Annotated in this window: 22 protein-coding genes and 1 pseudogene; 15 read left to right on the forward strand and 8 right to left on the reverse strand. The window is 71.7% G+C overall.

All coding sequences use genetic code 11. The features are described 5' to 3' along the window. The first annotated feature begins 107 nt into the window (after positions 1-107). From ACZ69Q_RS03360 to ACZ69Q_RS03405, 10 genes are read left to right on the forward strand one after another with little or no spacing between them, the layout of a single operon-like run. Positions 108-440, forward strand: coding sequence for a gas vesicle protein GvpO (locus ACZ69Q_RS03360; protein WP_471035557.1), 333 nt, complete (start codon positions 108-110; stop codon positions 438-440). A 53-nt stretch (positions 441-493) separates the two neighbouring features. Continuing rightward, positions 494-919 carry a gas vesicle structural protein GvpA gene (locus ACZ69Q_RS03365; RefSeq protein ID WP_471035563.1) on the forward strand — a complete coding sequence of 142 codons (426 nt, stop codon included), beginning with the start codon at positions 494-496 and terminating at the stop codon, positions 917-919. Next, positions 916-1,686, forward strand: a complete 771-nt coding sequence (locus ACZ69Q_RS03370) for a GvpL/GvpF family gas vesicle protein (RefSeq protein ID WP_471035567.1) — start codon at positions 916-918, stop codon at positions 1,684-1,686. Before ACZ69Q_RS03365 ends, ACZ69Q_RS03370 begins: the two co-directional genes overlap by 4 nt. A 4-nt stretch (positions 1,687-1,690) precedes the next feature. Then, positions 1,691-1,951, forward strand: coding sequence for a gas vesicle protein GvpG (locus tag ACZ69Q_RS03375; protein WP_471035570.1), 261 nt, complete (start codon positions 1,691-1,693; stop codon positions 1,949-1,951). Further along, positions 1,951-2,634, forward strand: a complete 684-nt coding sequence (locus ACZ69Q_RS03380; protein WP_471040020.1) for a DNA primase — start codon at positions 1,951-1,953, stop codon at positions 2,632-2,634. The genes ACZ69Q_RS03375 and ACZ69Q_RS03380 overlap by 1 nt, the downstream gene beginning before the upstream one ends. Beyond that, positions 2,631-3,755 (forward strand): SRPBCC family protein, encoded by a 1,125-nt coding sequence (locus tag ACZ69Q_RS03385; protein WP_471035574.1) that lies wholly within the window; start codon positions 2,631-2,633, stop codon positions 3,753-3,755. Before ACZ69Q_RS03380 ends, ACZ69Q_RS03385 begins: the two co-directional genes overlap by 4 nt. Continuing rightward, positions 3,752-4,105 (forward strand): gas vesicle protein, encoded by a 354-nt coding sequence (locus ACZ69Q_RS03390; RefSeq protein WP_471035578.1) that lies wholly within the window; start codon positions 3,752-3,754, stop codon positions 4,103-4,105. Before ACZ69Q_RS03385 ends, ACZ69Q_RS03390 begins: the two co-directional genes overlap by 4 nt. Then, complete coding sequence (locus ACZ69Q_RS03395) at positions 4,102-4,896, forward strand: GvpL/GvpF family gas vesicle protein (protein ID WP_471035581.1); 795 nt, start codon at positions 4,102-4,104, stop codon at positions 4,894-4,896. Before ACZ69Q_RS03390 ends, ACZ69Q_RS03395 begins: the two co-directional genes overlap by 4 nt. Next, positions 4,893-5,081: a gas vesicle protein gene (locus ACZ69Q_RS03400; RefSeq protein WP_031475810.1), complete on the forward strand. Its 189-nt coding sequence runs from the start codon at positions 4,893-4,895 to the stop codon at positions 5,079-5,081. Before ACZ69Q_RS03395 ends, ACZ69Q_RS03400 begins: the two co-directional genes overlap by 4 nt. Continuing rightward, positions 5,078-5,380, forward strand: a complete 303-nt coding sequence (locus ACZ69Q_RS03405; protein ID WP_471035588.1) for a gas vesicle protein K — start codon at positions 5,078-5,080, stop codon at positions 5,378-5,380. Before ACZ69Q_RS03400 ends, ACZ69Q_RS03405 begins: the two co-directional genes overlap by 4 nt. Positions 5,381-5,396: 16 nt before the next feature. On the opposite strand, the gene ACZ69Q_RS03410 is transcribed toward ACZ69Q_RS03405, so the two are convergent. The 3 genes from ACZ69Q_RS03410 to ACZ69Q_RS03420 form a co-directional block, all read right to left on the reverse strand. Then, complete coding sequence (locus ACZ69Q_RS03410) at positions 5,397-5,567, reverse strand: hydrophobic protein (RefSeq protein ID WP_147995903.1); 171 nt, start codon at positions 5,565-5,567, stop codon at positions 5,397-5,399. A 41-nt stretch (positions 5,568-5,608) separates the two neighbouring features. Then, a complete protein-coding gene (locus ACZ69Q_RS03415; protein ID WP_471035591.1) occupies positions 5,609-6,454 on the reverse strand; it encodes a methyltransferase domain-containing protein in 846 nt (281 codons plus the stop codon). 160 nt (positions 6,455-6,614) lie between these two features. After that, positions 6,615-8,108: a phosphatase PAP2 family protein gene (locus ACZ69Q_RS03420; protein WP_471035594.1), complete on the reverse strand. Its 1,494-nt coding sequence runs from the start codon at positions 8,106-8,108 to the stop codon at positions 6,615-6,617. Between the two features lie 72 nt (positions 8,109-8,180). On the opposite strand from ACZ69Q_RS03420, the gene ACZ69Q_RS03425 reads away from it, so the two are divergent. The 3 genes and pseudogenes from ACZ69Q_RS03425 (at position 8,181) to ACZ69Q_RS03435 (ending at position 10,964) form a co-directional block, all read left to right on the forward strand. Next, the gene (locus ACZ69Q_RS03425) at positions 8,181-8,840 is read left to right on the forward strand and encodes a histidine phosphatase family protein (protein ID WP_471035597.1); all 660 of its coding nucleotides are present in this window, start codon (positions 8,181-8,183) and stop codon (positions 8,838-8,840) included. 89 nt (positions 8,841-8,929) lie between these two features. Continuing rightward, positions 8,930-10,549, forward strand: coding sequence for an ABC-F family ATP-binding cassette domain-containing protein (locus ACZ69Q_RS03430; protein WP_471035601.1), 1,620 nt, complete (start codon positions 8,930-8,932; stop codon positions 10,547-10,549). A 131-nt stretch (positions 10,550-10,680) separates the two neighbouring features. Continuing rightward, a pseudogene (locus ACZ69Q_RS03435) lies at positions 10,681-10,964 on the forward strand (DUF6158 family protein). Positions 10,965-11,026: 62 nt separating this feature from the next. On the opposite strand, the gene ACZ69Q_RS03440 reads toward ACZ69Q_RS03435, so the two are convergent. Both ACZ69Q_RS03440 and ACZ69Q_RS03445 read right to left on the reverse strand, forming a co-directional pair. Continuing rightward, positions 11,027-11,578, reverse strand: a complete 552-nt coding sequence (locus ACZ69Q_RS03440; RefSeq protein WP_471035605.1) for a type 1 glutamine amidotransferase domain-containing protein — start codon at positions 11,576-11,578, stop codon at positions 11,027-11,029. A gap of 136 nt (positions 11,579-11,714) precedes the next feature. Then, positions 11,715-12,122, reverse strand: coding sequence for a DUF2795 domain-containing protein (locus ACZ69Q_RS03445; protein WP_471035609.1), 408 nt, complete (start codon positions 12,120-12,122; stop codon positions 11,715-11,717). A gap of 133 nt (positions 12,123-12,255) precedes the next feature. Between ACZ69Q_RS03445 and ACZ69Q_RS03450 the strand changes: the two genes are divergently transcribed. Then, entirely contained in the window at positions 12,256-12,408 is a 153-nt protein-coding gene (locus ACZ69Q_RS03450) for a hypothetical protein (protein WP_471035612.1), read from the forward strand. Here the strand turns inward: ACZ69Q_RS03450 and fxsT are convergent. From fxsT to ACZ69Q_RS03465, 3 genes are read right to left on the reverse strand one after another with little or no spacing between them, the layout of a single operon-like run. Continuing rightward, positions 12,393-16,172 carry an FxSxx-COOH system tetratricopeptide repeat protein gene (fxsT, locus tag ACZ69Q_RS03455; protein ID WP_471035617.1) on the reverse strand — a complete coding sequence of 1,260 codons (3,780 nt, stop codon included), beginning with the start codon at positions 16,170-16,172 and terminating at the stop codon, positions 12,393-12,395. The two genes, ACZ69Q_RS03450 and fxsT, sit on opposite strands and share 16 nt — an antisense overlap. Continuing rightward, positions 16,169-17,266, reverse strand: a complete 1,098-nt coding sequence (locus tag ACZ69Q_RS03460; protein ID WP_471035620.1) for an AAA family ATPase — start codon at positions 17,264-17,266, stop codon at positions 16,169-16,171. Before ACZ69Q_RS03460 ends, fxsT begins: the two co-directional genes overlap by 4 nt. A gap of 43 nt (positions 17,267-17,309) precedes the next feature. After that, positions 17,310-19,139 (reverse strand): VMAP-C domain-containing protein, encoded by a 1,830-nt coding sequence (locus tag ACZ69Q_RS03465; RefSeq protein WP_471035628.1) that lies wholly within the window; start codon positions 19,137-19,139, stop codon positions 17,310-17,312. Positions 19,140-19,484: 345 nt separating this feature from the next. Between ACZ69Q_RS03465 and ACZ69Q_RS03470 the strand changes: the two genes are divergently transcribed. Further along, positions 19,485-20,276: an RNA polymerase sigma factor SigF gene (locus tag ACZ69Q_RS03470; protein WP_471035632.1), complete on the forward strand. Its 792-nt coding sequence runs from the start codon at positions 19,485-19,487 to the stop codon at positions 20,274-20,276. The last annotated feature ends 7 nt before the right edge of the window (positions 20,277-20,283 follow it).

Below are 20,283 nucleotides of genomic sequence, written 5' to 3' on the forward strand. Positions count from 1 at the left end.
TGCACTGCCGACTCTCCCGCACCACCGGCACCACCGGCACCACCGGCACCAACACCGAATCACGTGTTTGACCCACGCCTCTCAGGCCACTCGGCGCAGGAGGCGCCATGAATGATTCACAGAACACACCCAAAACATCCAGACGGCATACAGGCGGGGCGGACAAACGTCCGGCCCCCATGGAGGTCCTGCGTCAGGCACGGACCCAGCTCGGCGAACTCACCGGTGCGAACGCGGAGAAGGTGACGTCCTTCGAACAGACGGAGGACGGCTGGTCCCTCGAGATCGAGGTCCTGGAACTGACCCGCGTACCCGACACGATGAGCCTGATGGCGAGCTACCAGGTCGATCTCGACCCGCAGGGGCAGCTCACCGGATACCGGCGCGTACGCCGCTACGAGCGTGGGCGTTCCGACGCGCACAGGCCAGGCGGCCGCTAGGCCGGCCGCACCCCGCTCAGTACACCGTCCCGCGACAAGGAGGAACGGCCCTTATGACCGTTGTCCCGGCACAGCAGTCCGGCGGCGGAGGCGGCAGCAGCGGCCTCTACGACGTACTGGAACTCGTACTCGACAGGGGGCTCGTGATCGACGCGTTCATCCGGGTGTCCCTGGTGGGCATCGAGATCCTCAAGATCGACATCCGGATCGTCGTGGCCAGTGTCGACACCTATCTCCGCTTCGCCGAGGCGTGCAACCGGCTCGATCTGGAGGCCGGGCCCCGCAAGGCCCCGGGCCTGCCCGACCTGGTCGGCGAGATCACCGAGTCCGGTGCGCGCGGCAAGTCCAAGGGCGCGCTGTCCGGCGCAGCCGAGACCGTCTCCGATGCCTTCAAGCAGGCACGTGAGGAGACCGAGGAGCGGCCCAGGCAGCGCACCCGGAAGTCCACCACGTCGCGTAGGAAGGAGGAGCAGGAGTGAGCACGTACGTGTACGGCATCACCGCGGGCTCCCATCCCGCGCCGTCGAAGGAAATGGCAGGCGTGGGCGACCCGCCCCGGCCGGTGCGCCTGCTGAAGCAGGGCGAACTGGCGGCTCTCGTCAGCGACGCGCCCGAAGGGCTGCGCCCCAAGCGCAGGGAACTGCTCGCCCACTCCAGCGTGCTCGCCGAGGTCGGCGCGGACGGCTGTGTGCTGCCCATGCGCTTCGGCAGTGTCGCCCCCGACGACGACACGGTCAGCTCGGTCCTGGCCGAACGTTCCGAGCACTACAAGGAACGTCTGAGGGCCCTGGACGGCAAGGCCGAGTACAACGTCAAGGCAACGCACGTCGAAGAGGCCGTGCTGCACCTCGTGCTGGCCGAGAACCCGCAGGTCCGGGCCATGTCGGAGGCCAACCGGCAGGCCGGCGGCGGCACCTACGAGCAGCGGCTCCATCTCGGCGAGATGGTGGCCGCCGCCGTCAAGGCCCAGGAGGCCGTCGACGCCACCGATGTGCAGCACACCCTGGAACCTGCCGCTGCCGCCGTCAGCGTCGGCCCCGAGTCAAGCGGCTGGCTCGCCAACGTGTCCTTCCTGGTGGACCGCGACGAGGCCGAGACGTTCCTCACCGCGGTCGAACAGCTCCGCTCGGGCCATCCGCATCTCGAACTGCGCGTCAACGGCCCGCTGCCGCCGTACAGCTTCGTCGAGCCCGGCCCGGCCGAGCCCGCCGGCACCACGGGCGGCGCGGAGATCGCGAAGGAGTGAGGTCGTGGGACTGATCGGAGAGGTACTCCTGCTGCCGTTCGCCCCCGTGCGCGGCAGCGGATGGGTGATCAGACAGGTGCTGAGCGAAGCGGAACGCGTCTACTACGACCCGAACGCCGTGCGCGCCGAACTGGCACGGCTGGAGGAGCAGTTGACCGCGGGCGAGATCGACGAGGAGGAGTTCGACCGCCAGGAGGACGAACTCCTCGACCGGCTCGAGATCGGGCTGCGCGCAGGCTACGGGAACAGTGACGGGACGGCATGATGAACCGAGTGGGACTGGGCCTCGCGGTAGGGGCCGGATACGTCCTCGGACGTACGAAGAAGATGAAACTGGCGTTCGCGCTCGGCACGCTGGTGGCCGGCAAACGCATGCATCTGACTCCGCAGGGGGTCATGGAGCTGGTGTCCGGGCAGTTGCGCGACAACCCGCAGTTCAAGGAGATCGGGGAGCAGCTCCGCGAGGACCTGCGCGGCGTCGGCCAGGCCGCCTCGGGGGCGCTGGTCGAGCGGCAGCTCGACGCGTTCGCCGACCGGCTGCACGGGCGCACCGCCGAGGTGCGCGAGCAGCTCTCGGGCGCGGTGCCCACGCCGGATCTCGACGCGAAGGACGAGGACGGCGAGGACGGCGAGGACCGCGACGAGTCGGAGGACTCCGCGCGGGACGGCGAGCGCGAGGAGGCCGAGGAGCCGGCGCAGGACGGCGAGGGCGAGGAGGCCGAGGAGTCGGCGCAGGACGGCGAGGGCGAGGAGGCCGAGGAGCCGGCGCGCAAGGCGACGGCCAAGAAGCCCGCGGCGAAGAAGACCGCGAAGAAGGCGGCCAAGAAGGCCCCCGCGAAGCAGACGGCGCCGAAGCGCAAGGCGGCGGCGAAGCGGACGGGCGCCGCCAGGTCGGCGGACAGGCAGACGGCCGGGGCACGCCGGTCGAAGGGTGGTGAGGGGTCATGACCGAGACACTCGGGTCCGCGGGTTCCGCGGCCGGCGGGGCGGCGAAGCAGCCGTTGTCGGGCCTGGCCAGCAGTGAGGCGGCCGACCGGTTGAAGGCCGAACTCCAGGAGTACCTCGCCGCGCAGGCCACGCGGCTGCTCACCGGCGCGGGCCGCAAGCTCGGCGAGACCACCTCCAAGCTGAACGACATCGCCGACGGCAGCAGCCCCGGCTTCGCCCAGCTCGCCCTCGACGGCGGGCGCAAGCTCGCCGAGGGCAAGGGGCCGCTGCGCAGCGCGCTGGAACTCGGCGCAACCCGTGCGAAGGACAATGTCGTGAACGCGTTCAAGAGCATCGGCGGGGGTGGCAAGGGCAAGAAGAAGGGCGGGGTGGGCAACAAGCCCACGGTCATCATCGAGCACATCGATGTCGCCGTGCCGCTGCGCACCGCGTACGACCAGTGGACCCAGTACCAGGACTTCAGCACCTTCGCCAAGGGCGTGAAGAGCGCGAAGCGCGCCGACGACACGACCTCCGATTGGCAGTTGAAGGTGTTCTGGTCCAACCGGAGCTGGAAGGCGACCACCACCGAGCAGGTGCCGGACGACCGGATCGCCTGGACCTCGGAGGGTGCCAAGGGCACCACGAAGGGTGTCGTCTCCTTCCACCGGCTCACCGACGGCCTCACCCGCGTCCTGCTGGTGATCGAGTACTACCCGCAGGGCCTGTTCGAGAAGACCGGCAACATCTGGCGCGCCCAGGGCCGCCGGGCCCGGCTCGACCTCAAGAACTACGTCCGCTTCATCACCCTCAAGGGAGAGGCCGAGGACGGCTGGCGCGGCGAGATCCGCGACGGCGAGGTCGTCCGCACCCATGAGGACGCGGTCGCGGAGGAGGACGAGGAGGAGTACCAAGAGAACGAGGACACCGACGAGGTCGAGGGCGACGAGGACGCCGAGAACTCCGACGACGAGCCGGAGGGCGAGTACGAGGAAGAGGAGGAAGAGGAGGCCGAGGACGGCGAGGGCGACGAGGAGTCCGAGGACGCGTATGAGGACGAGCCCGAGTACGAGGAAGACGCCGAGTACGAGGACGTGGACGAGGACAAGGACGAGTACGCAGGCAGCGGGAGCCGGCGATGACCATGTCCAGCAGGATGCCCGAGCCCTACAGCCAGGGCAGCGGAGCCAACCTCGCGGACATCCTGGAGCGGGTGCTCGACAAGGGCATCGTCATCGCGGGAGACATCCGGATCAACCTGCTCGACATCGAGCTCCTCACTGTCAAGCTGCGGCTGATCGTGGCCTCCGTCGACAAGGCGAAGGAGATGGGCATCGACTGGTGGGAGGACGACCCGGCGTTGTCCTCCGGCGCCCGGCGCAAACAACTGGCCAGGGAGAACGCCGAGTTGCGTGAGCGTCTGGCCCAACTGGAGCCTGCCGGGGAAGAGCCCGCCAGGGAAGTCGCCCGTGGACAGAAGGAGGCCCCATGACCGCTCTGCGCTACGTCTACGCCGTGTGCCGCCCCTTTCGCTCCGCCCTCCAGGCCCAGCTCACCGGGGTCGCCGGGTCGCCGCCCAAGCAGCTCACCCACCACGGCCTGGTCGCCGTCGTCAGTACGGTGCCCGAGGCGGACTTCGCCGAGGGGCCGCTGCACGCCCACTTGGAGGACCTCGACTGGCTCACCGTCACCGCCCGCGCCCATCAGCAGGTCATCGACGCGCTCACCGCCGTCACAACCCCGCTGCCGCTGCGGCTCGGCACCGTCTTCCGGGACGACAGCGGCGTACGGACCATGATGGAGGCGCGCGAGGAGGACTTCCGGCGCGTCCTCGACCAACTCGCGGGCCGGGTGGAGTGGGGCGTCAAGGTGTTCGTGGAGCGAGAGCCCGCGGAAGCCGCCGAGCCCTCCGCGCCCGCCCCGCCCGAGCACGGGGCGGGGTCGGGCCGTGACTATCTGCGCCGGCGCCGAATGCAGACGCGCGCCCACGAGGACGTGTGGCGGCAGGCCACCGAATTCGCCGGCCGGCTGCACGAAACGCTTTGCACTTTCTCCGAGAACGCCCGGCTGCACGCCCCGCAGAGCGCCGCGCTTTCCGGTGCGTCCGGGCAGAATGTACTCAACGCCGCCTATCTGGTGCCGCGCGCGGATTCCGAGGAATTCGTGGAACTCGTGGACCGGGAGAAGGACGACGCCCCCGGAATCCGGGTCGAACTGACCGGACCGTGGGCGGCGTATTCCTTCACCGGGGAGTTCGCGGAGGAGACGGAGGTGGAGCGGTGACCGTCGTCGAACGCCGTGAGATCGCCCTCGTGGACCTGCTCGACCGGCTGCTCGCCGGGGGCGTGGTCGTCACCGGGGACATCACCTTGCGCATCGCCGACGTCGACCTCGTGCGCATCGACCTGAACGCATTGATCAGCTCCGTCAACGAGCAGGTCCCATCGCCCTGGGGAGAGTTGACATGACGTCCCATCCGGAGCGTCCGACCCGTCGCAACCGGCTGGACCTCGAACCCGACACGGTCGAACGCGACCTCGTGAAACTCGTCCTGACGGTGGTCGAGTTGCTCCGCCAGCTCATGGAACGCCAGGCGCTGCGCCGCTTCGACACCGGAGAACTGGACGAGGAGCAGGAGGAGCGGATCGGGCTGACGCTGATGCTGCTCGACGACCGCATGACCGAGCTGTGCGAGCGGTACGGGCTGCGGCCCGAGGACCTGAATCTGGACCTCGGGCCGCTCGGACCGCTGCTCCCCAGGGAATGACACCCGGGGAACTAACTCACCACCGATACCACCGTCCCCTGCCGCCCGCCGTGGTAGTGCCACGCATCACGAATCCCAGAAGCCACACGATGAGAACGACGACCGCAATCCACCAAAGGGCCTTCAAAGCGAACCCGGCACCGAAGAGAATCAGGGCCAGCAGCAGCACGAGCAGAATAGGAATCATAGTCCAACCTCCTGTGCGACGGGTTTCCCGTAATTCGCGATTCAGGCTTCTTTACGGCACAGAATCTCCCCGTGCAGGACGCTGAACCAGCCGTCGCCGCTGCGCCCCCACTCCCGCCAGGCCTCCGACACGGCCCGCAACTGCTCCGCGGACGCGTGCCCGCCCTCCGTGGCCCGCTCGGCATACGCCGAGGCCAGCGTCCGATCCGCCCACAGCCCGCTCCACCAGGCCCGCTCCTCCTCGGTCGAGAAGGTCCAGGTGCTCGACGTCGCCGTGACGTCGGTGAGTCCCGCCCGCAGCGCCCAGGACTTCAGCCGGCGTCCGGCGTCCGGCTCGCCGCCGTTGGCGCGGGCGACCCGGCGGTACAGGTCCAGCCAGTCGTCCATGCCCCTGGACGCCGGATACCAGGCCATGGCCGCGTAGTCCGAGTCGCGGACCGCGATGAAGCCGCCCGGCTTCGTGACCCGCGCCATCTCGCGCAGCGCGCCCACCGGATCGCCGACGTGCTGCAACACCTGGTGGGCGTGGACCACGCAGAACGTCTCGTCCGGGAAGTCCAGGGCGTGGACGTCCCCCACCGCGAAGTCGACGTTCGACACTCCGCGTCCGACGGCCGTGGCCCGGGCCTGCTCCAGGATCCCGGGCGCCCGGTCGACGCCCGTGACGTGCCCGTCCGGGACCAGGGCCGCCAGGTCCGCGGTGATCGTGCCGGGACCGCAGCCGACGTCCAGGACGCGCATGTGCGGCTTCAGCGAGTCGAGCAGGTAGGCCGCCGAGTTGCCCGCGGTGCGCCAGGTGTGCGAACGCAGCACGGACTCGTGGTGCCCGTGCGTGTAGACGGCGGTCTCCCGCGCCTTGGAGTGCGTGTCCGGCTGTGCCTTCGACATGCCTGATCCCCTCGTCTCGTCGTACCGGCTCACGAGGCGCGCGGCCCCGCCGGGCGGTACTCGACACCGTACGCCCGCATGTCGAATACTGAGACTAGTGTTTTGCGATATGGACTGACAGATCGTCAGGGATCATGGATGTCGGGGTGCCGGAACCGGATCAGGAGCCGGCCAGCGGTCGGTAGACCGTCAGTGCCTCCGGCAGCTTCTCCAGCGTCACCTCGCCCCCCACCTCGGTGACTTCACCGTCGTAGGCGAGCAGCGCCCCCGGTGTGACACCCGTCAGCCGTAGCCGGGCGACCTGGACCGCGGCGTGGGCGGGGGAGCGGGTCAGCGGGCCCGCGACGGCGGCCGCGAGCAGGCGCAGCGCGGGGCGCCGGCCGCCGTGCACGACCCGTACGTCGAGCACCCCGTCCGCGAGATCGAGTCGCCGCGCGGGGGCCAGGCCCAGCCGGTGGTAGGTGCCGTTCCCGGCGAACAGCAGCCACAACGGGTGCGCGCGGCCCGCGACTTCGGCCTGAAGCGGATGACGGTCCCGGCTCAGGACGCGCAGCGCCGCCAGCACCCCGGCCGGCCAGGCACCGATCCGCGGTGAGAAGCGGTCGCGCTCGCGCACCAGCTCCGGATACACGCCGAGACTGCACGTGTTGAGGAACAGCCCCTGCTGTTTGCCGGACCGGAAGCGGCCCACGTCCACGCGCACGGCCTCGCCGCGCTGGACGGCCCGGCCGAGGTCGCGTTCGTCCTCCACGCCCAGGTCGAGGGCGAAGTGGTTCAGCGTGCCGCCGGGCAGCACGGCCAGCGGCAGACCGTGCAGCAGCGCGACCTCGGCCGCGGCGTTCACCGTGCCGTCGCCGCCGCACACCCCGAGGACCTGGGCGCGGGCCGCAGCCTTGCGCAACTCGGTCCCGATGTCCGCCGGTTCGCACTCGACGAGCTCGGCGCGCGGCAGCAGGTCCAGCAGGGCGTGCACCCGGTCGGAGCTGCCCGCGGCCTTGTTGGACACCACGATCAGGCCGTCCCCCTCCGTCAGCGCCGGCACGTCCGTACGCGGCCGGGCCGACGGGACCTGCCGGGCACGCGTGGGCACCATGCCCCGTACGGCGAACGCGGCGCCCGCGCCCAGCGCCGCACCCGCCAGCACGTCGCTCGGGAAGTGCACGCCGGTGTACACCCGCGACAGCGCGACCGACCAGGCGATCGGGGCCACCACCAGGCCCCACGTGGGCGACTCCAGGGCGACACCGGTGGCGAAAGCGGCCGCCGACGCGGCATGCCCGGACGGGAACGAGGTGGTGATCGGCTGCCGCTTGAGCTGCCGGACCAGCGGTACGGGGTCCAGCGTGGGGCGGGGCCGGCGCACCGACCGTTTGCCGACGGTGTTGATGGTCAGCGAGGCGAGGCTCAGCGAGGCGAGGCCCCGCACCGCGGCCCGGCGGGCGCGGGGCGTGCGGCTGGCGGCGATGACGGCACCCGTCGCGAACCACAGCAGGCCGTGGTTCGCGCTCCGGCTCAGCCGCGGCAGGATCCGCTCGGCGTACGGCCAGTGCTGCTCGGCGGCGAACTCGAACAGCCGCGAGTCGAGGGCGAGGAACCGGTCGCGCAGGGCGTGCCGGCCGGGCTTGAGGACGGTGAGGTCGACGTCTGGGCTCATACAGGGCTGGGTACCCTGAAGCGGCCGGTTGCTGTCCGGCCGGCCGTGACCGACACACGGAGGAACCCGTAGATGCGCCTGCTCCTCGTCCGCCACGGCCAGACCCCGACCAATGTGGACTACCTCCTGGACACGGCCGTCCCCGGGCCGGGCCTGACCGAGCTCGGCGAACGACAGGCCGCGGCGCTGCCCGCCGCGCTGGGCGGCGAGGACATCGCGGCGATCTACGCCTCCACCCTCGTCCGCACTCAGCTCACCGCCGCGCCGCTGGCCGCCGCGCTCGGCCTGGACGTGATCGTCCGGTCCGGCATTCGCGAGGTGTTCGCGGGTGACCTGGAGATGCTGCCTGGCGACACGGAGGCCGGGCACGTCTACATGAGGACCGTGTTCGCCTGGGCCGCGGGCGACACGGAGCTGCGCATGCCGGGCGGCGAGAGCGGTGCGGAGGCACTGGCGCGCTACGACGCGGTGGTCGCGGAGGCCGCCGGCAGCGGGGCCGGGACGGTGGCCCTGGTCAGCCATGGCGCCGCGATCCGCATGTGGACGGCGGCCCGGGCGGCCAACGTCGACGTCGCCTTCGCGGCCGCGCACCCGCTCGACAACACCGGTGTGGTGGTCCTGGAAGGGTCGCCCGCGGACGGCTGGAAGGCGGTGTCGTGGGCCGGGGCGGTCGTGGCCCCGACGGGCGAGAGCGGACCGGCCGGGCAGGCAGTGGAGGAGGACCTGCCCTAGCGGCCTCGGGCCCCGCGGGCCCGCCCCGCCGCCCTGTCTGGGGATAACGGTTTGCCCGGGCTCCGAGGCGGCCCGCACAATGCGGGACCATGGGACACCTGGAAGCCGCGCACCTCGAGTACTACCTCCCCGACGGGAGGGCGTTGCTCGGCGACGTGTCCTTCCGCGTGGGCGAAGGCGCCGCCATGGCGCTGGTCGGGCCCAACGGCGCCGGCAAGACGACCCTGCTGCGGCTGATCTCCGGGGAGCTGAAACCGCACGGCGGCACCGTCACCGTCAGTGGCGGCCTCGGCGTGATGCGCCAGTTCGTGGGGTCCGTACGGGACGAGACGACCGTACGCGACCTGCTGGTGTCGGTCGCGCCGCCCCGTATCCGCGCGGCCGCGCAGGCCGTCGACACCGCCGAGCACGGCATCATGACCGTCGACGACGAGGCCGCCCAGTTGAAGTACGCGCAGGCGCTCGCCGACTGGGCCGAAGTGCGCGGGTACGAGGCCGAGACGCTGTGGGACATGTGCACCACGGCCGCGCTCGGCGTGCCGTACGAAAAGGCGCAGTGGCGGCAGGTGCGCACGCTGTCCGGCGGTGAGCAGAAGCGGCTGGTGCTGGAGGCGCTGCTGCGCGGCACCGACGAGGTGCTGCTGCTCGACGAGCCCGACAACTACCTCGACGTGCCCGGCAAGCGGTGGCTGGAGGAGCGCCTTAAGGAGACCCGCAAGACGGTCCTCTTCGTCTCCCACGACCGTGAGCTCCTCTCCCGCGCGGCCGAGAAGATCGTGTCGGTGGAGCCCTCGCCGGCCGGGGCGGACGCCTGGGTGCACGGCGGTGGCTTCGGCACCTATCACGAGGCCCGGCGCGCCAGGTTCGCCCGCTTCGAGGAGCTGCGCAAACGCTGGGACGAGAAGCACGCACAGCTCAAGAAGCTCGTGCTCACACTCCGTCAGGCAGCCGAGAACAGCCCCGACATGGCCTCCCGCTACCGGGCGGCCCAGACCCGGCTGCGCAAGTTCGAGGAGGCGGGCCCGCCGCCGGAGCCGCCGCGCGAGCAGGACATCCGGATGCGGCTGAAGGGCGGCCGGACCGGCGTGCGGGCCGTCACCTGCGAGAACCTCGAACTCACGGGCCTGATGAAGCCGTTCTCCCTGGAGGTCTTCTACGGCGAGCGCGTCGCCGTCCTCGGCTCCAACGGCTCCGGCAAGTCCCACTTCCTGCGCCTGCTGGCCGGCGACGACGTGGCGCACACCGGGCAGTGGAAGCTCGGCGCGCGCGTCCTGCCCGGGCACTTCGCCCAGACCCACGCGCACCCCGAGCTGCTCGGCCGCACCCTCCTGGACATCCTGTGGAAGGAGCACGCCCAGGACCGGGGCGCCGCGATGTCCCGGCTGCGCCGGTACGAGCTCACCCAGCAGGCCGAGCAGACGTTCGACCGGCTCTCCGGCGGCCAGCAGGCCCGCTTCCAGATCCTCCTGCTGGAGCTGGAGGGCGTCACCGCCCTCCTCCTGGACGAGCCCACCGACAACCTCGACCTGGAGTCCGCCGAGGCCCTCCAAGAGGGCCTCGAGGCCTTCGAGGGCACGGTACTGGCGGTCACCCACGACCGCTGGTTCGCCCGCTCATTCGACCGCTACCTGGTCTTCGGCAGCGACGGGCGGGTACGCGAGAGCGCGGAGCCGGTGTGGGACGAGCGCAGGGTGGAGCGGGCGCGGTGACGTGACGGGGCGGCGCGCACGGAGGCCCGGGACCCGAAGTGTTCGTACAGTGGATGCGGTGGGCGAGATCCACGGCGCCTGCCGTACGCCGCCCATGCTCTGTACGGGCCACGGGCGGGTACCCGGACCGCATGAGTGAACACGACGAGCGGGGCACACCATGACCGGAGTCGACCCCAGCCGGCTGGACGACCAGCAGCTCATGAAAGAGCTGGAGAACATCCACCGGACGCGCCACGACACGCTGCTGTACGGCTCGAACGACGCGCTTCGGGCCCACAACGAACGGATGGCGCAGCTTGAGGGCGAGTACCTGCGCCGCAACCCACGCCGTACGGTGGCCGCGGGCCGCACCCGCGAGGGCGCCCGCGACCGCACACCGGGCAGCCCGGCCCCGGCGGCTCCGCCGGGGTGAGCCGCAGGGGCGGGGTGCGCCAGTCCCGCTGTCCCCGCCCGCGGCCTCCCCTCACACGGCCCTCAGACGGCCGCTGTCGACTCCCTTGCGAGCACTTCGAGGAAGGTGTCGCAGAACGCCTTCAGGTCGTCCGGTTTACGGCTGGTGACCAGCAGGTTCGGGCCGTGGTCGCAGGTGTGCACCTGCTCGTCGACCCAGGTGCCGCCCGCGTTGCGGATATCGGTCCGCAGGCTCGGCCACGAGGTCAGCACCCGCCCCCGCACGACGTCCGCCTCCACCAGCGTCCACGCCGCATGGCAGATCGCCGCGACCGGCAGTCCTCGGTCGAAGAAGTCCCGCACGAAGGCGACGGCCTTGCGGTTCATCCGCAGATAGTCCGGGTTGGCGACCCCGCCCGGCAGCACCAGCGCGCCGAAGGAGCCCGCCGACGTCTCGCCCACGACCTCCTGCACGGGGAACTTCTCCGCCTTGTCGAGGTGGTGGAACGCTTGGATCGCGCCCGGTTTCGTCGACACGAGCACCGGCTCGTGCCCGGCGTCCACCGCCGCCCGCCACGGACCGGTGAGCTCGATCTGCTCGACGCCCTCGGGGGCGGTCAGAAATGCGATACGCATGATGTCTCAACGTCCTTCCGCGGCCCGGTGACGGGCGCCTTCCTGTCTGCTGTGCGTTCGGTACCGGGTGCCGCGTGCGACCGTTCGGCCGGCGGGTCACGGGGACGAGCGGCACCCGGTGCCATCGGTCGGGCCGTTACGGGTTCCTCCGCCGGGCGGCCGGCCGCCGCCCACTCCCGGTCACGGCCTCGGCCAGCTCCTGGACGTTTGCATAGCGCGACGTTCGCGACAGTTGCTCCAACGACTCGACCAGGGCGTCGGGCGCGTACCCCCGGCGCAGCTCACGGATCAGCTCGCGGGGGGCCGCCGGGAACGCGCTGCGGCCGAGGAACCGCGCCAGCTCCAGCCGGACCGTCGCCAGCGACGCCGCCGACGTCCCCGGGGCCACCGGACCACCCGCGACCTGCAGATCGTCCTCGGCGGACGGCTCCGGATCGTGCCACTCCTCGGTCCGGGTGGGGTGCCCGGACCGCAGCAGCCCTTGGAGCTCGTGCTTCATCTCCTCGTCGCGGTGAACGCTCAGCCGGTCACTGCCTCGCTGCATGACTTTCTCCAGACCTTTGGGGCTGCGGTCCGCGTACCCGATGAGAGGGGGTCGACACGGGGTTTGCACCCCGGAAACAAGGGGACTCGCAGTGGCACCCCCCATCACGGATGATCTGGGGAAGGATCAGGCCATGGCACTGCTCGCCGTGCTTCTCCCGCTACTGATGCTCGGTGTGATGCTGGCGCTCGGGCGGTACGAGGATTTCGTGCTGCCGCGCGAGCCGGAGCCGCTCGAACCGATCGCACCGCCGGCCCCCACCGTGGGCCGTCACGCCTCGGGCTGAGCGTCGTCCGGCGCGCGCTGCCGCAGGTCGGCGAGGACGGACTCGGTACGCCGGGTGTCGGGGTGGTCGGCACCGAGGACCCGCTGCTGACGCCCGTACGTCTCCTCGGCCATGCCCTGCGCCTCACCCGGCCGCAGGTTCTCGAACAGACGGTCGGCGAGGACGGACGCCGTGCGCAGGGTGTCCGGGTGATCGGCGCCCAGGATCCGGCGGCGTCGCTCGTAGATGTCCTCGGTCAGCCCCAGCGCCGCCTCGGACCGGCCCAGCCGCGCCAGGCGGTTTGCGAGGTGGGAGGCCGCGCCGAGGGTGTGCGGGTGATCGGGACCGTGCGTGCGGCGGCGTCGTTCATACGTGTCCTGCGCCACGACCCGTGACTCCTCCAGACGCCCCGCCTCGGCCAGGACCACGCTGAGATGGGACGCGACCCGCAGGGTGTCCGGATGATCGGGCCCGAGCGAAGCCGCCCACCCTTCGTGGAGCTCCCGCAGCCGGCGCAGGACGATCTCGGTCTCGTCCCGGTCGTAGAGATAGCGGCAGGCCTCACCCGCAGCGTGCCGGGCGGCCGATGTCGTGAGATCCCGTGGGGCGATGGCCAGCAGATGGGCCAGCAGGGCGGGCCAGTGCGATCTGTTCGCGGGGTCGGGCACGCCGCTGGGGAACGCCGAGGTGAGCAGCCGGCCGGCGTCGTCGGCGGCCCGCCGGCGCTCCTCGGCCGAGAGATCCCCGCGCAGTACGGCCTTGGTGAGCTGGTGCAGTTGGAGGGTGCCGTCGGACACGCGGGCCAGCCCGATCTCGCTCACCTCCTTCAGCAGCCGCTGCCGGGCCCTGAGGTCTGCCAGCGCCCGCCCCAGACGGGAGGTGTCCTTCCCCGCGGGGACGCAGGCGTGCAGGGGGAAGGGGTCGGTGGCCGGTAACAGCGCACAGGCGTCGAGCAGGTCGGCCGCCGCGGGGTCGCGCCGGCGCAGACGCAGGGCGCTCTGCCGGATCACGGCGACCACGGGCGGTGTCCAGCCGGGCTGTCCCGCGACCTCGCGTGACAGGCCGCGCAGAAACACCTCCACGCTCATGGTGGAGAGCAGGGCGCCTGCCATCTCCAGTGCCAGCGGGAGATGGCCCAAGGACTCCGCCAGCCGCTCGGCGTCCCTGCCGGACAGTTGCGGGCGGCGGCTGCGCAGCAAAGCCACGGACGCCTTGACGGACAGCACGTCGAGGGACACGGCCGGGATGTTCAGCCGCAGGTTCGGATCGCGGGAGGTGACCAGGACGTGCCCGGGCCCGTCGGGAATGTGGGTCACCACGGCAGGGTCGTCCGCGTTGTCGAACACGAGGAGCCAACGGGGCCGGGAACGCAGCGCGGCGGCCAGCGCCGGCAGGACGACTCCGGGTGAGGTGCCCGCCCGGGCGACGTGCATGGCCCGCGCCAGATCCCCCAGTTGCTCGGGGATCCGCGTGAGCCTGTCGGCCGTCACCCACCAGACCACGTCGTACTCACCGCTGAAGCGGTGCGCGTACTCGACGGCGAGCCGGCTCCTGCCGCCCCCGCCGTGTTCGTGCTGGGCGATGACGGCGACGCGTCCCTCATGGGCCAGCCGCACCCGGATGTCCGCGAGCTCGCTCTCCCGGCCGGTGAACCCGGAGTCACGCGCGGGCAGGTTCGACACCCTCGGCGGTGTGCCGGGCATCCTGGGCCCGCCGTCCCCTGCCCGCCGCAGCCGGCCCGGCCGGCCCGCGGCGAGGAATTCCACCCGGCCGCCGAACGGGCTTCGCACCGCCCGGAGCAGCGTCTCCCGTGCCTCCGGCTCACCCAGCCCGGTCAGGGTCGGCAGCGGCCGGCCGAGCGGAGGGTACGAGGTCTCGTCGAGGCTGACCGGGACGACGTCGCCGACCAGGGTCAGATAGTCCAGGCCCTTCGGAAACAGGGGCCGCTCCGGGCCGGGGTAGTGCCGTGAGAACAGGGCGAGCACCCGGGTACCGGGCCGCTCCAGCTCGTGCCGGAGCCGGCCGACCAGGTCGTGACCGGGCTCGGGCCCCCACTCGTCCAGCACGGCCTCGTAGCCCGCGTCCAGCACATGCCAGGCGGCCCACTCGGCCCACGCGCGGTCCCTGCCCACGTAGCTGATCAGGACGCGCGGCAGGGAGCTTCCCTCCCGCGTGCCCTGCCCCTCGTCCCCGGCGGGCGCAAGAGCGTGCCCGAGCCGGGTCACCCCTGCCGCAGAGGGAGCGGCGAACGCCTCCCCGGCCGCCGACACGGTCGCCCGCTCGCGGTCCACACCCGTGAGGGCCGCGTCGAAAGCGCGCGGATGCCCGATCCTGGGTTCCAGATAGGCCGACACCTCGTCGCGCAGCAGCTCCAGAACCCTGCTCACATCACTGTGGTACTGAGCGTTGAGGAGCGCGTCGCGCACATCGGGCGTGAACTCGAAGCGCGGCTCGCCGTGTTCGGCGGCGCCGGCGCTCTCCTCGGCCCGGTGCAGCATTCCGCCGAGGAAGACCTCGGCCAGTTCGCTCCGGGACGAGCCGGGCAGCATGGCCTGCTGCACCACCCGGGCCACCGGAAGAGTGACCGTGGACAGCGCGGACAGCAGTCCGGCCAGCCTCCAGGACCGGGGCGACGACGATCTGCGGAACCGCACGATCGCCTCGTCCGGGCTCGTCGCAACGGGCGGGACGGCGGAGCGGGACGGCGAGCCCTCGCCGCGCCGGCCCCGTGTTCCGTGCGGCAGCAGCAGCGCAGCCGTCGGTGTCCACCGGCCGCTGCCCGCGGTCATCCCGGCCCAGCCGCGCAACGGCCCGGGCTCCAGCTCCACCACGGGAACCGCCAGGGCGGGCTGTCGACGTGAGACGAGGCGGCGGGGAAGCTCCAGGCCCCACCGTGCGTTCGGCGCTCCCGGCTGCGGAACCCGCAGCGACACCGGCGTCGGTGCCGCGCCCCCGCGGCTCCACAGGGAACTGGGCAGCAGATGCATCAGGCTGACGTGGGAGCGCTGCGCCCAGTCGAGCAGCAGATGTTCCGCCGTCGCGTCGTGCCAGATGGAGCCCACCGTGTCGCTGAGGACGACGATGAGCTGGTTCCCGGTCGGGTCGAGGATCTCGCGGTGGTGGCGGGCCGGGCGCCCCACCGACGGGTGCGGGCGCACCTCGACCCCGGAGCCGTCGGGGGCGGGGGAGAGGTTCCAGCGGCGGACGTCGCGGAACGCGCCGAGCCGGGCCATGCCCTGGTGGAGCTCCCGGACCTCGTTGTGCCACAGGGCCATCGAGGGGCTGGTGTCGACGACCAGGGTGAGGCAGAGCCGACGGGCCGGCTCCGGTCGCAGGACGGGGACCATGATGTCCTCGTCCACGAGCCGCGTGACCGTCGCCTCCTCGTCCAGTTCGAACGCGGTGAGGGACGGCACCTTGCGGGTGAGCGGCTTCAACGCCCTGGTCAGCGCCAGACCGTGCGGCAGCGCGGCCTCCGCCGGGACGTGCACGGGAGCGGCGGGCCGCCCGGGGAGCGTGGGCCGGCGCGGGCCCCGGATATGCAGGGTCGCCTGCCGGCCGGCGCCGGTGCCGTCGAGCGGCTTTTCGGGCGGTGGTTTCGGATCCTCCTGGGACTCCGGTGTCTTCGCGGTGGACGTCCGCGGTGCCGCGTCGGGCGCGTCGTCCGTGCCGGGCGGCCGGCCCTCCCGGATGTGCTGGGCGAGCCAGAGGATGTCCGCCAGTTCCTCGGGGCCGGGGTCCTCGACCCCGCCCTCCCGCAGGAGATCCAGGAGGTCGGAGATCACGTCGCGTCCGGCCCGCTGAGCGGTTGCAGGGTCGCCTGCGCAAGCTGCTCGATCTCCTCCGGCGCCGTCCACGCCCCCGCCAGGCGTAGCTGTACGGCGTTGAGGAGCTGGTCCGTGCCCAGTTCACCGCGTTCGCGCCGGCGCAGGAACGTGCGGATCAGGCCATCGGGACCGGTCGCCGTCGCCACGGCGTCGGGCCCGATGCGCTGCTCGATGATGCGCAGCAACTTCTCCTCTCCCGGCCGGTCGATGGTCAGCCTGATGCAGCGGCGCAGGAACGCCGGCGGGAACTCCCGCTCGCCGTTGCTGGTGAGTACGACCACGGGGAAGGCCCGGCACCGCACTCGGCCCGCGGTGATCCGGGCCCGCCCGTCGGGATCGTCGGTTCCCACGGTCACCGTCTGCTGGTGCTCGGCGAGTCGGGCCAGCTCCGGGATGTCGAACCGTCCCTCGTCCAGGACGGTGAGCAGGTCGCCCGGCAGATCGATGTCGCACTTGTCGATCTCGTCGACGAGCAGCACGCGAGGGCGCTCGGCGGGCAGGAACGCGGTGCCCAGGGGGCCCAGCCGCAGGTATCGCCCGATGCCGTCCGCAACGGGCGCGGTCTGGCCCGACGGCTGCTGTTGTTCCGCTTCCTCGTCCGGTCGCTCCGGCCCGCCGGCCTCCTCGGGGGCCGTGCGCATGCGGGCGAGGTTGGCGTCCTCCAGGCGCCGCAGCGCGTCGTACCGGTAGAGACCGTCGCGCAGGGTGGCCCGGCTGGTGATGGGCCAACGCAGCACCGGGCCGAGCCCCAGGTCCTGGGCGATGCTGTACGCCAGCGTCGACTTCCCGACCCCCGGCACTCCCGTGACCAGCAGTGGGCGCCGCAGGAGGAGGGCGGTGTTGACGAGGTCGATCTCGTTGTCGTCGGCGAGGTAGCCCGCTCCGCGCTCCCGGTCCGCCGCGTGCCGCTCGTCGTCGAGCGAGGGAACCGTGTGGTCCAGGTCGACCTCGCCCTCGAACACCCGCCAGGGCGGCCGGTGTTCGGCGAGCCGCGCGAGGTGCCGGTCCGTCGGCACCGCCGGGTCGCCCTTGTAGATCCACCAGTCCTTCACGGCACCTCCGGTAGGTCTTCCGGCGGCGTGCCGGACGGTCGTGTCACGCGATCAGGTTCGCGTCGCTCAACGGATCCGCCGCCGGCGAGTGGTTCGGGTCGTCCCACAGGAGGACCACACTCGCCCGGGCCGCCTCGGGCAGCTCCGTGCTCCTGCGCAACTCCGCCACGGCGTCGGGCAGGTCGGCCACGTCGGCCACGCTGTCCAGGTCCAGGAGCGCATCCAGCGGCGGCACGGCGGGGTCGGCGCGATGGCTGTCGCGCTGCCAGACGACGATGGGCATTCCGGCGTCCAGCGCCGCGTACACACCCTCCTGGGCCGGCGTCGTCGACACCGCGACGCATACCGGGTGGTCGTTCCTGCGCCACTCGCCGATGCGCTCGTCCAGGCACTCGACGTCCTCCTGCGCCACCCACGCCGTAGGCGGCTCGGCATGGCCGTTGTGCCCGGTCAGCCACTGCCATCGGCGGGACCAGAGCTGCGGCAGGTCGAACTCGCAGCGCTCGTCCGGGCAGCGGACCACGACCTGGTAGAGCTTGCCGAGCGGTCGCGTCACCTTGCGCAGTTGCAGCGGCCACTGCTCGAACGTCTCCTCCAACAGACCGTCGAGGACGGCGAACTCGATGCGCTCCAGCTTGGTCTCGCGGCCCTGCCCCCCGTCGGTGAGCGCCTCGGCGAGATTGCGCATGCACTCCTGGAGAAGGCCGCGCGCCCCGTCCAGGTCCACCACCAGCGATGTCGCGTCCTCGAGCGGCTGAAGGCGGCGGGGCTGCCTCCCGTCCGTGGTGCGCAGCCATATCTCGGCGTAGTACCGGTCCTGCCGCTGCGGATGCTCCGTCAGCCGTACGGTCAGTGTCGCCTCGCCACGCTTGATGCCCGGGGCCTCGGGCAGCCTCGGCAGCTCCCGGCTGTCCAGGAACCGGCCCACCCACGTGGCCAGCGCCGAAGCGCGCTGCTGGTCGGCGGGGCTCTCGCCGGCGGCGTAACCGGCCGCGAGGGCGTGCGCGAAGGCGACCGGCTTGGGCACCGTGCCCGGCGTGTGACGGCGCTCGCCGAGATCCTTGGCCCATGCGTACAGGTCACCCTCGGGGGTGTACGGCGCGGCGGCCTGTCCCGGACTGCCCGCGGCTCCGAAGGACCACTGGTACGCCTGCCCGGCCCAGCTCTCCGGTCGCACCTTGCCGAGCAGCCCGGCCAACTGATCCCAGGCGGCCTCGTCCAGCCCTTCGGGACAGTGCGCCGCGCCGACTTCGGGGTCCGGTAACGCGCGCTCGCCCGGCGGGTGGACGGTACCGGCCGGGGGGTGTTCGGACGCGGGCACGAGCGGGGGACGAGTGTCGAACACACGCGCCCTGCCCAGCGGGGGCTCGACGCGGTACGGCTGTTTCAGCACATAGCGCAGAAGGTTTGTCGCACCCGTGACATCCAGCGAGGGAACCGGGTAGCGAGTGATCTCCACACCGCCGAAGAACCTAGGAAGCTCCTCCTTGCTGCGTCCGGGCAGGACGACCAGCAGGATCTTCTTCACCCAGGCCCGTTCGTCTCCGTAGATCTCGCTCCGCAGCAGCCGGGACTCCCACACCACGCCGCGGCCCACCCCGGCGCGGTCCTCCTGGCGGTCTCCGCGGGTTTTGTAGGCGGGTGAGGCGATCACCAGGATGTACTCGGCCGCGGTGCACTCTTCTTCCATCCACACGGACCAGTCCTGCGGTTCCTCGGCCGCGACGAGGTCGATCCGCGCGTTCACCCCTTCCCGTCGCAGCAGTTGGTAGAAGGTCTCGACCTGCTGGACGTGTGCCGCGTCGTCATGGGCGTACGAGATGAACACCCGGGGACCCGCCTGCGGATCCGCCTCCGTCGCCCCGTACCCCATGTCCCCCGAGCCCCCTCCTGCGCAGGAATTCAGGGTAGTAGGACGAACCGGTCGAGGGGGGCTTCTTCTTCCGCCCCGGCGAGAACTCGCGCACTCGAACTCGTGCGTGACCCCCGTGCGCGCAGGCGCTCAAGGACGTGGTCGGCGGCCTTGGGGCTCATGCGGAAAGCCGGCGGGGGCGTTTGAGGACGGTGAGTGAGGGCAGGCGGACGAACAGTGCTTCGGACAGGAGGCACGTCCGTGGGAACGGCGAGTTCCGCCACGGGTGTGCCCGGTCCGGTGCCCGCCCGCACTCCCGCGGTTGACCGTCCAAGCCAGAGCACAACCAAGGGAGTTGCGACGCACATGCCCACACCAGTGAGCGCGAAGCACCACCCGCACGACGACGCCCCCGACACCGCCGAGGACTTCCGCAGGCTGGCCGCGCTGCCCGAGGGACCGCAGCGCGACACCCTCCGCGGGCGGATCGTCGAGGCATGGCTGCCCATGGCCGACCGACTCGCCGGACGCTTCCGCAGCCGCGGCGAGAGCTTCGAGGACCTGCGGCAGGTCGCCGCCCTCGGGCTGGTCAAGGCCGTCGACCGATACGACCCCGAGCGCGGCAACGCCTTCGAGAGCTACGCCGTGCCCACCATCACCGGCGAGATCAAGCGGCACTTCCGCGACCACATGTGGACGCTGCACGTGCCGCGCCGGGTACAGGACCTGCGCAACCGCGTACGGTTCGCCGTCCACGACCTCCAGACGGTCTCCGGCCGCATGCCGAGCAACGCCGAGATCGCCGAGCACGCGGGCATCAGCGAAGCCGACGTCCGGGTCGGTCTGGAGGCGCTGGAGAGTTTCACCGCCCTGTCGCTGGACGCGGAACTGCCCGGCAGCGACGACGGGTACTCGCTGAGCGACGTGCTCGGGTCGGCGGATCCCGCGCTGGACACCGTCGTCGACCGCGAGTCCGTCAAGCCGCGGCTCGCCGCGCTGCCCGAGCGGGAGCGCGCGATTCTCTACATGCGGTTCTTCGGCGGCATGACGCAGAGCCGGATCGCGGAGCAGTTGGGGATCTCGCAGATGCATGTGTCCCGGCTGATCAGCCGGTGCTGCAACCGGGTGCGGGAACAAGTGCTCAACGACGTGGCCTGAGGGCCGC

It is taken from the genome of Streptomyces sp. NPDC036764 (assembly GCF_055609385.1).